The sequence below is a fragment of the Blastococcus sp. URHD0036 genome, from assembly GCF_000701365.1.
Taxonomy (GTDB): Bacteria; Actinomycetota; Actinomycetes; order Mycobacteriales; family Geodermatophilaceae; genus Trujillonella.
Map to the genome: position 1 here is coordinate 65,804 of NZ_JNIK01000014.1, position 13,899 is coordinate 79,702.

The following is a 13,899-nucleotide window of genomic DNA, read 5'->3' on the forward strand; positions in this document are numbered from 1 at the left end:
GGATGCGCTCCCTCGACGACCTCCTGGCCGAGGGCGTCTCGGGTCGGCGCGTGCTCGTGCGCGCCGACCTGAACGTCCCGCTCGACAAGCAGACCCGTGCGATCACGGACGACGGCCGGATCCGCGCGAGCCTGCCGACCGTCCAGGCCCTGCGGGACGGCGGCGCCCGCGTCGTCGTCGCCGCGCACCTCGGCCGGCCCACGGGCACGCCGGACCCGCAGTTCTCCCTCGCCCCGGTGGCTGCGCGGCTCGGTGAGCTGCTCAGCACCGAGGTGCCGCTGGCCGCCGACGTGGCCGGCGACGACGCCCGCGCGAAGGCCGCCGCCCTCGGCGACGGCGACGTGCTCCTCCTGGAGAACGTGCGCTTCGAGGCGGCCGAGACGTCGAAGGACGACGCCGAGCGGGGGGAGCTGGCCGACCGGCTGGCCGCCCTGGCCGACGTCTACGTCGACGACGCGTTCGGCGCGGTGCACCGCAAGCACGCGTCGGTCTACGACGTCGCGCTCCGGCTGCCGCACGTGGCCGGCCGGCTGGTCGCCACCGAACTCGACGTCCTGACCCGGCTGACCGCCGATCCGGCCCGGCCGTACGTGGTGGTGCTCGGCGGCTCCAAGGTCAGCGACAAGCTCGCGGTCATCGAGGCCCTGCTGCCCAAGGTCGACCGGCTGCTGGTCGGCGGCGGGATGTGCTTCACGTTCCTCGCCGCGCAGGGGCACGGCGTGGGCAGCTCGCTGCTCGAGGCCGACCAGGTCGACACCTGCCGCCGGCTGCTGGCCGAGGCCGGCGACCGGATCGTGCTCCCCGTCGACGTCGTCGCCGCCTCGGCGTTCAGCGCCGACGCGGAGACCGCCGTCGTCGACGTCGACGCCATCCCCGACGACCGGATGGGCCTGGACGTCGGCCCGCGGACCGTCGAGGTCTTCGGCCGCGAGCTCGGCGGTGCCCGCACCGTCTTCTGGAACGGCCCGATGGGCGTGTTCGAGCTGGCCCCCTTCCAGGCGGGCACGCGAGGGGTCGCCCAGGCGGTCGCCGCGGTCGACGGCCTCTCGGTGGTCGGGGGCGGCGACTCCGCGGCCGCCGTCCGCACGCTGGGACTGGACGAGGCCGCCTACGGGCATATCAGCACCGGGGGCGGCGCGTCGCTGGAGTACCTCGAGGGCCGGGCGCTGCCCGGCCTGTCGGTGCTGGTCGATGGCGGGGCCGCCTGATGGCCCGCACCCCCGCTCCGGCGAAGCGCGAGGGACGCCGGCCGCTCATCGCCGGCAACTGGAAGATGCACATGACGCATCTGGAGGCCATCGGCCTCACCCAGAAGCTCGCGTTCAGCCTCAAGGAGCCGCAGCTCGAGGCCGCCGAGGTCGTCGTGCTGCCGCCGTTCACGGCGCTGCGCAGCGTCCAGACGCTGGTCACCGGCGACAAGCTGGGCATCGGCTACGGCGCCCAGGACCTCTCGCTGCACGACTCCGGCGCCTACACCGGTGAGGTGAGCGGGGCGATGCTCGCCGCGCTGGCCTGCACCTACGTCACGGTGGGGCACTCCGAGCGGCGCGCCCTGCACGGTGAGGACGACGCCGTCGTCGCCGGGAAGGTGCAGGCGGCCCACCGGCACGGCCTGGTGCCGATCCTCTGCGTGGGCGAGGGCCTGGAGGTCCGCCGGTCCGGCGAGCACGTCGCGCACTGCACCACCCAGCTCGACGCGGCTCTCGAGGGGCTGACCGCCGAGCAGGTGCAGCGGGTGGTGCTGGCCTACGAGCCGGTCTGGGCGATCGGTACCGGCGAGGTGGCCACCCCCGAGGACGCGCAGGAGGTCTGCGGCGCACTCCGGTCCCGGCTCGCCGAGCGTTTCGGCCCGGAGGCGGCCGCAGTCGTCCGTATCCTGTACGGCGGGTCGGTGAAGGCCGCGAACACGGCCGGGATCCTGGCCGGGCCGGACGTCGACGGTGCGCTCGTCGGTGGTGCCAGCCTGGACGCCGACGAGTTCGCACAGATCTGTCGGATCGCCGCCGACGGGAGCTGATCGCTCCCGCACGGGGTGGGGGAGCGGGGGACGTGGGCAGCAGCGCGCTGGAACGGGTGGCCGAGCGGCGCCCGCCCTGGCTGCGCGGCATCCTCGGCCGGGTCCTCGGCCTGGCCGTCGTCCTCGTGCTCGTCGTCGCCGTGGTGGTCAGCTGTAGCGGCGGTCGCGACGCCGGGGCCGCCGTCCCGGTCCACGGCGACGGTCCGGACGCCGGCCTCGACGGCGTCCGGGCCCCGTCGGACGCCGAGGGCGGCACCCTGCGCGTGGTCGCCGGCGAGATCGACAGCCTCGACCCGCAGCGCTCCTACGCGCCCGGGGTCTGGAACCTCATGCGGCTGTACACCCGCACGCTGGTCACCTGGTCCCCGGTGCCGGGGGAGACCGACACCCTCGTGCCGGACCTGGCCACCGACACCGGGACCACCGACGACAACGGCCTGACCTGGACGTTCACCCTCCGCGAGGGGGTGCGCTTCGAGAACGAGCAGCCCATCACCTCGCGCGACGTGAAGTACGGCATCGAGCGGTCGTTCGCCTCCGACGTCGTGGTCGGCGGGCCGATCCGCGCCGTGGAGCTGCTCGACGACCCGGCGAACCCCTATCCCGGGCCCTACCAGGACGAGGCCGCGGACCGGCTGGGCCTGCCGGCGATCGAGACCCCGGACGACCGGACGCTGGTCTTCCGGCTCCGGGCCGCCACCCCCGACTTCCCGTCCGTGCTCGCGCTGCCCTCCAGCAGCCCGGTGCCGATCGCGGCCGACACCGGCGCGGGCTACGGCGCCGACCCGGTCAGCTCCGGCCCCTACGCCATCACGTCGGTCGACGCGCAGACCGGCATCGTGCTCGACCGCAACCCGCAGTGGGACCCGGCCACCGACGACGTCCGCACCGCGCTGCCGGACCAGGTCGTCGTCCGGACCGGGCTCTCCGGGCTGGAGCGGGACCAGGCGCTGCTCGCCGGGTCGGCGGACGTCGACATCTCGGCCACCGGCGTCCAGCGGGTCACCCAGGCCCGGCTGGCCGACGGCGAGAGCGGCGGCGTGCCGCTGGAGGACCGGGTGGACGAGGTCCCGACGGGAGCGGTCCGGGTGCTGGCGCTGCCCACCGACGTGGCGCCCATGGACAACGCGGACTGCCGGGCGGCGGTGGCCGCGGCGGTCGACCGCGGGGGAGTGCAGCGCGCCCTCGGGGGGAGCGCCGACGCACGGACCACCTCGCGGTTGTGGCCGGCCGGGCTCGAGGGCGGTCCCGACGGTTCCGACGCCGGGCCGGACCCCGACGCGGCGCGTGGGTCGCTGGCCGCCTGCGGGCAGCCGGAGGGCTTCAGCACCGTGCTGGCCGTGGTCGACGCCCCGGCGAGCGTCGCGGTCGCCGAGGAGCTGGCCGACCAGCTCGCCGAGATCGGGATCACCGTCGAGGTCCGGGCGCTGCCGGCCGCCACCTTCTACGCCCGCGACGTGGGCGACCCCGACAACGTGCGCGCCCAGGGCTTCGGGATGGTGCTCGCCACGTGGACGGCGCTGGTGCCGACGCCGTCGGCCTTCCTGGTCCCGCTGGTGGACGGCCGGTCGGTGAGCCGGGTCGGCAACACCAACTACGCCCGCCTCGCCGACCCGGCCGTCGACGCGCTGGTCGACGCCGCCGTCGCGGCGGGCACGGACGCCGACGCCGCACGGGGCCCCTGGCGCGAGGTGGCGACCGGGGCCGGCGCGACCGGGGCCTACATCCCCCTCGCCGAGGCGCAGCTGCAGCTGCTGGCCGGTCAGCGGCTGCGCAACGGCGTGGTCATGGCGCAGTACAGCAGCTACGACCTCGCCACCGCCGGGGTGCGCTGAGCCCCTGCGCCGCGGCGGTGCGGAGTGCTGGCCGGCCGCTCGGTTACGCTGGACGCATGGTCGAGCTCGGTCTGAACGTGGTGCTGGTGCTCACCAGCGTGCTCCTCGTGGTGCTGATCCTCCTGCACCGCGGGAAGGGCGGCGGCCTGTCCTCGATGTTCGGCGGGGCCGCGTCCTCGTCGCTGTCCGGGTCCTCGGTCGTGGAGAAGAACCTCAACCGGCTCACCGTCATCACCGGCCTGATCTGGGCGGTCTGCGTCGTCGGTATCGGGATCCTCCTCAAGGTCTGAGCGCCCGCGGCACGGCTCCGGGTCGAATCCGGGGCGAAAACGTGACCAAGAACGCCGTCCCCGGGTTTTAGACTCCCGTCGGTGGCGCGTCCGGCGCCACCGTGGCTTGAGTGGGGGCGCTCGTGGCTGGTGGTAATGCGATCCGGGGCACCCGGGTCGGAGCAGGTCCGATGGGCGAGGCCGAGCGCGGCGAGACCGCTCCGCGCAACCGGGTGGCCTTCTGGTGCGCCCAGAGGCACGAGACCCGGGTCTCGTTCGCCTCGGACGCCGACGTCCCGGAGCTGTGGGACTGCCCGCGCTGCGGGCTCCCGGCCGGTCAGGACCAGGCGGCGCCGCCGCCGGCACCGCGCAACGAGCCGTACAAGACGCATCTGGCCTACGTGCGCGAGCGGCGCACCGACGCCGACGGTGACGCGCTGCTCGAGGAGGCCCTCGCCAAGCTCCGGGCCCGCCGCGGGGCCTAGCCTCCGTCGGCTCCCGGCAGGACCCGGCCGCCAGGCCCGGGCAGCCGGCTCGCGGCGGCCGCGTCGAGCAGCCACCGGGTGGCCTGCCGGCCCCGCGCGCCGGCGGCCGGCAGGTCCTCGCGCGCGGCGCCGCCCAGCGCTCCCGCAACGGCCTCGGCCTTCCCCTCGCCGGACACGATCAGCCAGACCTCCTCGGCGGCGGTGATCGCCGGGAAGCCGAGGCTGACGCGGGTCGGTGGGGGCTTGGGGCAGTCGTGGACCGCCACCACCGGCCGCTCGTCCCGGACGGCCGGGGAGTCCGGGAAGATCGACGCGACGTGCCCCTCGGGCCCCATGCCGAGCAGCAGCACGTCGAACCGCGGCAGGTCCCGGCCCTCCGGCGCCGCGGCCGCCAGCTGACCGGCGTACCAGTCCGCGGCCTCCTCGGGGGTGCCGAAGCCGGCGTCGGAGGCGGGCATCGCGTGCACCCGCTCGGCCGGTACGCCCACCGGGTCGAGCAGTGCCTCGCGCGCGCCGCCCTCGTTGCGCTCGGGGTCGTCGGCGGGCACGAAGCGCTCGTCGCCCCACCAGACGTCGACCGCGGACCAGTCGACGTCCTGACCGGGTGCGGGCTCGGCCGCCAGCCCGGCCACGTGCCGCAGCACCGCGGTCCCGACCCCGCCGCCGGTGAGGACGACGGAGGCGGTCCCGTGTACCGCCTGCGCCGCGGCCAGCCGGGCTGCCAGGGCCGCGGCCACCGCGCGGGCGAGCACGTCGGCGTCCGGCTCGACGACGATGTCGGGAACGGGCCGGCCGTCATCGCCGCCGAGCTCACCGGCGATCCGGTCGCCGGGGCTGAGACTCATGCGACCGGAGCCGAGGGGTCGGCCGGCTCGGGGGCGTTCCGCTCGCCGTTGAGCGCCGCCTCGTCGTCTCCCTCGGAGTCGCTGGGCACGGTCGGTGCGGGGTCGGCGGCCCGGCCGTCGCCCGCGCCGTTCGCGTCGGGGTCGCGGTCGTCACCGGGACGGGCCGGGTCGAACCAGACGTGCTCGCGGACCGCGGACCGGGCGGACAGCCCGGTCTCACCCGTCGCGGCCTCGAGCGCCTCGGCGTAGGGCTCGTCCGGGTCCAGCCGGCGGAGCTCCTCCCCGAGCAGGTCACCCAGCGGCCGCTCGGGCAGGGACACGGTCGCGTCGGGCCGGTAGGGCTGGGTGAGCACGGCCCCGCCCCGCCGGTCGGCGCGGACCGCGACCTCCTCGCCCTGGTCCAGCTGGAGCAGGACGGCGTCCACCCCGCTGGGGCCCGGCCGGCGGGGGCCCTCGACGACCTCCACCGGGCTGCCGCAGCGCGAAGTCAGCCAGCCCGCCAGCAGCCGCGCCGACGCGTTGCCCGGGTCACCCTCGACGCGCCCGCCCAGCACCTGCACGGCGTCCCCGCGGCGTCCGGAGACCGCGTCGAGCGTGGAGGTCAGGGCGGACCGCCACGGGGTGCTGCGCGTCCAGGCGAGGTCGGTGTCGCCGGGGGCGTAGTCGGCGGCCCGCACGCGCAGGGCGGTCAGGTGCTCGTCGGCCAGGGAGCTGTCGGTGATCCGGCGGTCGGCGATCACGGCCAGCGCGTCGGTCGCCATGTGCTCGGGTGCGGGCGCGTGCCACCAGGCGACGACGGGGGCGTCGGCGGCCAGCAGCGGCAGCACGACGGACTCGGCGTGCAGCGCCAGGCGGCCGTACATGCGCATCACCACGGCCTCGCCGGGGCCGAGCCGGCCGCCGATGAGGACCTCGGCGTCGAGGCGGGGGAGCGGGGCGTCGATCTGCCGCCGGACGACGACGAGGATCCGGCAGGGGTGCTGCGCGGCGGCGGCCGTCGCGGCCTCCTCGGCCTCGGCCACGCGTGCCTCGTCGGCGACCACGACCAGCGTGAGCGCGACGCCGGAGAGCACCGCGCCGCCGGTCCGCCGCTGCGCGGCCAGTTCCTTGACGACGGCCGAGCCGGTGGTGTCCCAGAGCGTGGTCATGCGGTCTCCTGGGGTCGGGTCGGTGGGGAGCCGGTCACGGTCGCCGCCACCGGCGCCCCTCGGCGGCCAGCATCTCGTCGGCGGCGCGCGGCCCCCACTCCCCGGCCCGGTACGGGTAGGGCGTGGTCGAGGCCCAGAACTCCTCGAGCGGGTCGATCACCGCCCAGGAGGCCTCGACCTCGGCGTTGCGGGGGAAGAGCGTCGCGTCGCCGAGCAGGACGTCGAGCAGCAGCCGCTCGTAGGCCTCCGGGCTCGCCTCGGTGAACTGCTCGCCGTAGAGGAAGTCCATGGAGACGTCGCGGACCTCCATCACGCTGCCCGGCACCTTCGACCCGAACTTGAGGGTGACCCCCTCGTCGGGCTGGACGCGGACGACGAGCTGGTTGTTGCCCAGCTCCTCGGTGTCGGTGTCGGCGAACGGCAGGTGCGGCGCCCGCTTGAACACCAGGGCGATCTCGGTGACCCGCCGGGGGAGCCGCTTGCCGGTGCGCAGGTAGAACGGCACCCCGGCCCAGCGGCGGGTCTCCACCCCGAGCCGGACGGCGGCGTAGGTCTCGGTCTTGGACGCTGGGTCGACGCCCTCCTCCTGCCGGTAGCCGTCGGCCCGCTGGCCGGCCAGCCAGCCCTGCTCGTACTGACCGCGGATGGCGGCGGCCCGCAGGTCGTCGGGCAGCGAGACGGCCCGCAGCACCTTGAGCTTCTCGGTCCGGATCTCCTCGGCGGAGAACTCGACGGGCTCCTCCATCGCGGTGAGCGCCAGCAGCTGCAACAGGTGGTTCTGCAGCACGTCGCGCGCCGCGCCGGTCTTCTCGTAGAAGCCGGCCCGGCCGCCGATGCCGACGTCCTCGGCCATGGTGATCTGCACCGAGTCGACGTGGTGGCCGTTCCAGATCGGCTCGAACAGCGTGTTGGCGAACCGCAGCGCCATCAGGTTCTGGACGGTCTCCTTGCCCAGGTAGTGATCGATGCGGAAGACGTCCTCGGCGCTGAACACCGAGTCCACCAGCTCGTTGAGCTCCCGGCTGGAGGTGAGGTCGTGGCCGAAGGGCTTCTCGACGACGACCCGGCGCCACCGGTCGCGGGTGCTCTCCGCCATGCCGGTGCGCTCCATCTGCTTGAGCACGACCGGGAACATCGACGGCGGGATGGAGAGGTAGAACGCGGCGTTCCCGCCGATCCCGTGGCTGCTCTCCAGGTCGGCGAGGGCCCCGGCGAGCTCGTCGAAGGCGTTGTCGTCGTCGAACGAGCCCTGCACGAACCGGACGCTGCCGGCCAGCCGCTCCCAGACCTCCTCGCGCCACGGCGTGCGCGCGGCCTTGCGCGCGGCGTCGCGGGCGAGCTCGGCGAAGTCCGTGTCGCCCCAGTCGCGGCGGGCGAAGCCGAGCAGCGCGAAGTTGGTGGGCAGCAGGCCACGGTTGGCCAGGTCGTACACGGCCGGCAGCAGCTTCTTGCGGGCGAGGTCGCCGGTGATGCCGAAGACGACCAGGGCGCACGGGTCGGGGACCCGGGGCAGCCGGCGGTCCCGCGGGTCGCGCAGCGGGTTCACGATCATGTGGCCGTCCTACCGGTCAGGGGATGAGCGCGCACGGCACCGTCACTTCTTGTCCTCGAGCTCGCTCTTCACCGACGCGGTGAGCTCGTCCCACGAGTCGACGAACTTCTGCACGCCCTCGTCCTCGAGGACCCGGAAGACGTCGTCCAGGTCCACGCCGGCGTCGGCGACCGACGTCATGACGGCCGCGGCGTCGTCGTAGGACTTCTGGACCGGCGTGCCCGGGCTGCCGTGGTCGGCGTAGGCCTTGAGGGTCTTCTCCGGCATCGTGTTCACGGTGCCGGGGGCGATGAGCTCGGCGACGTAGAGCGTGTCCGGAAGCTCGGGGTTCTTCACGCCGGTCGAGGCCCACAGCGGCCGCTGGGGACGGGCGCCCTTCGCCTCCAGCGCCTTCCAGCGGTCGGAGGTGAACACCTCCTCGTAGGCCTGGTAGGCCAGCTGCGCGTTGGCCACCCCGGCCTTGCTCTTCAGCGAGGCGTCGGCGCCGGCCTTGTCCAGCCGCTTGTCGATCTCGGTGTCGACGCGCGACACGAAGAACGACGCCACCGAGGCGATCCCCGACAGGTCGGCGTCGGCGTCGTCGGCCAGCCGCTCCTCGAGGCCGGACAGGTACGCGTCCATGACCTCGCGGTACCGGTCGGGGCTGAAGATCAGGGTGACGTTGACGCTGATGCCGCGGCGGATCGACGTCTGGATGGCCGCGAGGCCCTCCTGGGTCGCCGGGATCTTGATGTAGAGGTTGGGCCGGTCGACCAGCCACCACAGGTGGGCCGCCTCGGCGGCGGTGGCGTCGGTGTCGTGCGCCAGTCCCGGCGCGACCTCCAGCGACACCCGCCCGTCACCGGGCTGGCGCTGCGCGACGGGCGCGAGCAGGTCGCAGGCGTCGCGGACGTCGGCCGCGGTGATCGTCCGCAGCGCCTCCTCGACGCTCACGCTGCGGACGGCCAGCGCGTGCAGCTGGTCGTCGTAGGAGTCCGACCCGCTGATCGCCGCGGCGAAGATGGTCGGGTTGGTGGTCACGCCGACGACGCTGTACTCGTCGACCAGCGACTGCAGGTTGCCGCTGCGGATCCGGTCGCGGGAGAGGTCGTCGAGCCAGACGGCCACCCCGGCTCGGGACAGCTCCGCGAGGTTCTCGTTCTGGGCCATGTCAGATGCCTTTCGTGGTCGGTCCGCGGCCTCAGCGGTCGCCGGTGGGGTGGGGGAGGCCCCCGGTGGCTGCAACCGGGCCGGCCGGGACGGCGTTCCCGGAGGCGGCTGCCGCGATGCTCTCGCGGGCCGCGGCCACCACGGCCTCGTCGGTCAGGCCGAACTGCTCGTAGAGCACGGTGTAGGCGGCGCTGGCGCCGTAGTGGGTCAGGCCCACGATCCGGCCGGCGTCGCCGACGAACTCGCGCCAGCCGAGCGGCACACCGGCCTCGACGCTGACGCGGGCGCGGACGGTCGGCGGCAGCACCTGGTCCTTGTAGGCCTGGTCCTGGTCGGCGAACCACTCGACGCACGGCACGGAGACCACGCGGGTCGCGACGCCGTCGGCCTCGAGCCGCTCGCGGGCCGCCATGGCGATCTGCACCTCGGACCCGGTGCCCATGAGGATCACCTCGGGGTTGCCGCTCGACGCGTCGGCCAGCACGTAGGCCCCGCGCGCGGTGCCCTCGGCCGAGCCGAAGCGCTCGCGGTCGAACACCGGGAGGTTCTGCCGGGAGAGCAGCAGGCCGGCGGGGCGGTCGTTGTTCTCCAGGATCGTCCGCCAGGCCACCGAGACCTCGTTGGCGTCCGCCGGGCGGACGACGTCCAGCCCCGGGATCGCCCGCAGCGCCGCGAAGTGCTCGATCGGCTGGTGCGTCGGGCCGTCCTCGCCGAGGCCGATCGAGTCGTGCGTCCACACGTAGGTGACCGGCAACTGCATGAGGGCCGCGAGCCGGACCGCGCCACGCATGTAGTCCGAGAAGGTCAGGAACGTGCCGCCGTAGACGCGGGTGCCGCCGTGCAGCGCGATGCCGTTCATGATCGCGCCCATGGCGTGCTCGCGGACGCCGAAGTGGAGGGTGCGCCCGTAGGGGCCGCCCGACCACATCTTCGTCTGGCGGTTCGCCGGCAGGAACGACGGTTCGCCCTCGACCGCGGTGTTGTTGCTCTCCGCGAGGTCAGCCGAGCCGCCCCACAGCTCGGGGAGCTCGGGGTACAGGGCGGCCAGGGCCTTGCCGCTGGCCTTGCGGGTGGCCACGCCCTTGTCGTCGGCCGGGTAGGTCGGCAGCGTCGCCCCGAAGCCCTCGGGCAGCCGGCGCTCGCGCATCCGCGCCAGCAGCTCGGCCCGCTCCGGGAACGCCTTCGCCCAGGCATCGAACCGGCCCTGCCACTCGGCGTGGGCCTCCTTGCTCTTCTCGACGACCGACCGCGCGTGGGTCAGCACGTCGGCGTCCACCTCGAAGGTCTGGGCGGGGTCGAAGCCGAGCACCTCCTTGGTGGCGCGGACCTCGTCCTCGCCGAGGGCCGAGCCGTGCGCGGCGCCGGTGTTCTGCTTGTTCGGCGCGGGCCAGCCGATGATCGTCCGGAGCACGATGAACGAGGGCCGGGAGGTCTCGGCCTTGGCGGCGGCGAACGCGGCATCGACGGCAGCGAGGTCCTCGCCGTCGTCGACGTGCTGGACGTGCCAGCCGTAGGCCTCGTAGCGCTTGCCGACGTCCTCGGTGAAGGCGACGGTCGTGTCGTCCTCGATCGAGATCTTGTTGTCGTCGTAGACGAGGACGAGGTTGCCCAGCTGCTGCGTGCCGGCCAGCGAGGAGGCCTCGCCGCTGACACCCTCTTCGAGGTCGCCGTCGGAGCAGAACGCCCAGATGGTGTGGTCGAACAGGCTCTGGCCCTCGGGGGCGTCGGGGTCGAGCAGGCCGCGCTCGCGGCGGGCCGCCATCGCCATGCCGACCGCGTTGCCCACGCCCTGGCCCAGCGGCCCGGTGGTGGTCTCGACGCCGGGGGTGTGGTTGACCTCGGGGTGGCCCGGGGTCTGGGAGCCCCAGGTGCGCAGCGCCTGCAGGTCCTCCACCTCGAGGCCGTAGCCGGCGAGGAACAGCTGCACGTAGAGCGTCAGGCTGGAGTGCCCCATCGACAGCACGAAGCGGTCGCGGGCGACCCAGTTCGGGTCGGACGGGTCGTGCTTCAGCCACTTGTGGAACAGCAGGTACGCCGTCGGCGCCATGCTCATCGCGGTGCCGGGGTGGCCGTTGCCGACCTTCTGGACGGCGTCCATGGCCAGCACGCGGGCGGTGTCGATGGCCCGGCGGTCCAGGTCGCCGAAGCCCTCGGGCAGCGTGGGCCGGGGCTGACGCGGGTCCCCGGTGGGGCTGTCGGAGGCGGCCTCGGCCGGAGCCTCGGCAGGTGTGCTCTTGGTCTCGCCTGTCATCGTGGCGGTGCTCCTCGGGTCGGCCGGTCGGTCGCGCCAGGTCGGGGGTGCCGAGCCCGGCTGCGGATGGGTGTCTGGGGTGTGCCCGGCCGGACCGGGCCCCGGTCCCGACGCCGGACCGACGACTGCGCCGTCGTCGACCCCGTCGTCGCGACCCGGCCCTACCCGCTGCACCCGCAGCACCAACCTGTCCGACCCTAGTCATCGGTGCCGGGGCACCGGGCGGGCGCGGGCTACAGTGGGCGCGTTCGACTGCCGGCCGGAAGGGACCCCGTGCTGTCTCGGTGTCCGGTGGACCCCACCGTTCGGGAGGTCACCCGGTGACGGCCGTGTCGGAGCGGCCCGCGGTCGCGGTGCGCCGCATCCCCGCCGTCGTCGGCGCCTACGTCGCCCTCACCAAGCCCAAGCTCGTCGAGCTGCTGCTCGTCACGACGCTGCCGGCGATGATGCTCGCGGCCGACGGGTGGCCGTCCTGGCGGCTGGTCGTCGCCACGATGGTGGGCGGGATGCTCGCCGCGGGGGCCGCGAACACGTTCAACTGCTGGTACGACCGCGACATCGACCGGCTGATGTCCCGCACGAAGGACCGGCCGATCCCCTCGGGCGCGGTGTCGCCGAGGGCGGCGCTCGTCTTCGGTCTCGCGCTCGCGGCGGCGTCGCTGGCGATCCTCTGGGTGGAGACCACCGCGCTGGCGACGGTGCTCGCCGCGGTCGCGATCCTGGCCTACTCCGTCGTCTACACGATGGTGCTGAAGCGCCGCACCGTGCACAACACGGTCTTCGGGGCCTTCCCCGGCGCCGCGCCGGTGCTCATCGGCTGGGCGGCGGTCACCGGCTCGCTGGACTGGCCCGCCGTCGTCTTCTTCGCGATCGTCTTCTGCTGGCAGATGCCGCACTTCTGGGCGCTGGCCAGCCGGTTCCGCGAGGACTACGCGCGGGTCGGCGTCCCCATGCTGTCGGTGGTGGCCGGGCCCGAGACCGTCGCGCGCCAGTCGGTGGCCTGGGCGTGGGCGACCCTGGGCGCCACGCTGCTGATGGGCTCCATCACCCCCCAGCTCGACTGGGCGTTCGCCATCGGGGGTGGCCTGCTGGGCGCCTGGTACGTCGCGGAGTCCCACCAGTGGCTGAGCCGCATCCGCAGCGCCGTCCCGGACCGCCCCATGCGGCTGTTCACGGTCTCGATCACGCAGATGACGCTCTTGTCGGTCGCCATCGCGATCGACGTGTTGCTCTAGGTCTCCGTCCGCTGCCCCGGGCAGTGCGCGGTGGAGAACCGTTCCCGCGCTCGAGTGGGCCCTGACCGCACAGTGCTCGCGGGCGGCGCCCCCCTCAGCGGGAGGCGGGGGCCTCGGTCCGGACAGGCCGGTCCAGGGGCAGCTCGGACGCCGGGCCGCGCACCGACCAGACCAGGCGGGCCGTGAACGCCGTCACCAGCACCGCGCCGAGCATGTGCACCAGCACCAGGACGGCGGGCAGGTGCGTGAAGTACTGCACGTAGCCGACGACGCCCTGCAGCAGCACCACGACCAGCAGGTCGCGGGCGGCGCGGCGGGTGCGGTCGGCCGTGTCCGTGGCGTAGAGGGCCACGAGCAGGGCGACGGTCAGCCCGACGAGCAGGAACACCACGTCCGCGTGCAGCTGGCTCACCAGCTCCGGGTCGAAGCCCATCCGGTCCACCCGCAGGCGCCCGGTGGCGTCCTCTTGGAGGTCCCCGCTGTGCGGACCGCTGCCGGTCACGACCGTGCCCAGCACGAGGACGGCGGCGGTCGTCGCCGCGATGCCGGTGACCAGCAGTGCGAACGGCCGGCGGACCAGCAGCTGGCCGACGCCGGGCTCGCGGCTGCGCAGCCAGAGCACGGTCATGAGGGCGACGAGCACCGCCGACAGCAGGAAGTGCGCGGCGACCGTCCACGGGTTGAGGCCGGTCAGCACGGTGATGCCCCCGAGCGCGGCCTGCACCGGGACGCCCAGGAAGCCGATGAGGGCGAGCGGCCGCAGATCGCGCCGGGGGGAGCGGAAGACCACGACCAGCGTGGCCACGGCGATCACCGCGAGGACGCCGGTGAGCGTGCGGTTGCCGAACTCGATGAGCCCGTGCCCGGCCAGCTCCGACGTCGGCACGAAGCTCGCGTCGGTGCAGTTGGGCCAGGTCGGGCAGCCCAGGCCCGAGCCGGTCAGCCGGACGGCGCCGCCGGTCACGACGATCAGCCCGTTGGCGACGGCGCTGGCCAGCGCGAACCGGGAGACGGTCCGGGCGCTGAACGACACGGAGACGAGCGAGGTGGGCAGGACCGGCACGCTCCGATGCTAGGCGTCGACCGCCCGGAGTGACCTCCGTCACGGGCAGG

At 74.4% G+C, this 13,899-nt stretch carries 12 protein-coding genes; 6 read left to right on the forward strand and 6 right to left on the reverse strand.

All coding sequences use genetic code 11. The annotated features are described in order from the left end of the window. The first annotated feature begins 2 nt into the window (after positions 1 to 2). From pgk to N555_RS0112480, 5 genes are all read left to right on the forward strand, one after another. Positions 3 to 1,208 (forward strand): phosphoglycerate kinase, encoded by a 1,206-nt coding sequence (pgk, locus tag N555_RS0112460; protein ID WP_029431819.1) that lies wholly within the window; start codon positions 3 to 5, stop codon positions 1,206 to 1,208. Further along, the gene (tpiA, locus tag N555_RS0112465; RefSeq protein ID WP_029431820.1) at positions 1,208 to 2,017 is read left to right on the forward strand and encodes a triose-phosphate isomerase; all 810 of its coding nucleotides are present in this window, start codon (positions 1,208 to 1,210) and stop codon (positions 2,015 to 2,017) included. The genes pgk and tpiA overlap by 1 nt, the downstream gene beginning before the upstream one ends. 32 nt (positions 2,018 to 2,049) lie before the next feature. Continuing rightward, positions 2,050 to 3,852, forward strand: a complete 1,803-nt coding sequence (locus N555_RS0112470) for an ABC transporter substrate-binding protein (protein ID WP_231502722.1) — start codon at positions 2,050 to 2,052, stop codon at positions 3,850 to 3,852. A gap of 56 nt (positions 3,853 to 3,908) precedes the next feature. Beyond that, the gene (gene secG / locus N555_RS0112475) at positions 3,909 to 4,142 is read left to right on the forward strand and encodes a preprotein translocase subunit SecG (RefSeq protein WP_029431822.1); all 234 of its coding nucleotides are present in this window, start codon (positions 3,909 to 3,911) and stop codon (positions 4,140 to 4,142) included. A gap of 122 nt (positions 4,143 to 4,264) precedes the next feature. Then, positions 4,265 to 4,606, forward strand: coding sequence for an RNA polymerase-binding protein RbpA (locus tag N555_RS0112480; RefSeq protein ID WP_081866178.1), 342 nt, complete (start codon positions 4,265 to 4,267; stop codon positions 4,604 to 4,606). On the opposite strand, the gene pgl is transcribed toward N555_RS0112480, so the two are convergent. From pgl to tkt, 5 genes are read right to left on the reverse strand one after another with little or no spacing between them, the layout of a single operon-like run. Next, the gene (pgl, locus tag N555_RS0112485; protein ID WP_034510338.1) at positions 4,603 to 5,451 is read right to left on the reverse strand and encodes a 6-phosphogluconolactonase; all 849 of its coding nucleotides are present in this window, start codon (positions 5,449 to 5,451) and stop codon (positions 4,603 to 4,605) included. The two genes, N555_RS0112480 and pgl, sit on opposite strands and share 4 nt — an antisense overlap. After that, positions 5,448 to 6,599, reverse strand: a complete 1,152-nt coding sequence (locus N555_RS0112490; RefSeq protein ID WP_029431825.1) for a glucose-6-phosphate dehydrogenase assembly protein OpcA — start codon at positions 6,597 to 6,599, stop codon at positions 5,448 to 5,450. The genes pgl and N555_RS0112490 overlap by 4 nt, the downstream gene beginning before the upstream one ends. Positions 6,600 to 6,633: 34 nt before the next feature. Continuing rightward, positions 6,634 to 8,151 carry a glucose-6-phosphate dehydrogenase gene (gene zwf / locus N555_RS0112495; protein WP_029431826.1) on the reverse strand — a complete coding sequence of 506 codons (1,518 nt, stop codon included), beginning with the start codon at positions 8,149 to 8,151 and terminating at the stop codon, positions 6,634 to 6,636. Between the two features lie 42 nt (positions 8,152 to 8,193). Continuing rightward, entirely contained in the window at positions 8,194 to 9,300 is a 1,107-nt protein-coding gene (gene tal, locus N555_RS0112500) for a transaldolase (protein WP_029431827.1), read from the reverse strand. A 31-nt stretch (positions 9,301 to 9,331) separates the two neighbouring features. Next, entirely contained in the window at positions 9,332 to 11,551 is a 2,220-nt protein-coding gene (tkt, locus tag N555_RS0112505) for a transketolase (protein WP_029431828.1), read from the reverse strand. 320 nt (positions 11,552 to 11,871) lie between these two features. Here tkt and N555_RS0112510 point away from each other — a divergent pair, with 320 nt between their 5' ends. Continuing rightward, complete coding sequence (locus N555_RS0112510; protein WP_029431829.1) at positions 11,872 to 12,786, forward strand: heme o synthase; 915 nt, start codon at positions 11,872 to 11,874, stop codon at positions 12,784 to 12,786. 94 nt (positions 12,787 to 12,880) lie between these two features. Here the strand turns inward: N555_RS0112510 and N555_RS0112515 are convergent, their stop codons facing one another. Continuing rightward, positions 12,881 to 13,849 (reverse strand): COX15/CtaA family protein, encoded by a 969-nt coding sequence (locus N555_RS0112515; RefSeq protein WP_051684026.1) that lies wholly within the window; start codon positions 13,847 to 13,849, stop codon positions 12,881 to 12,883. Positions 13,850 to 13,899: the final 50 nt, after the last annotated feature.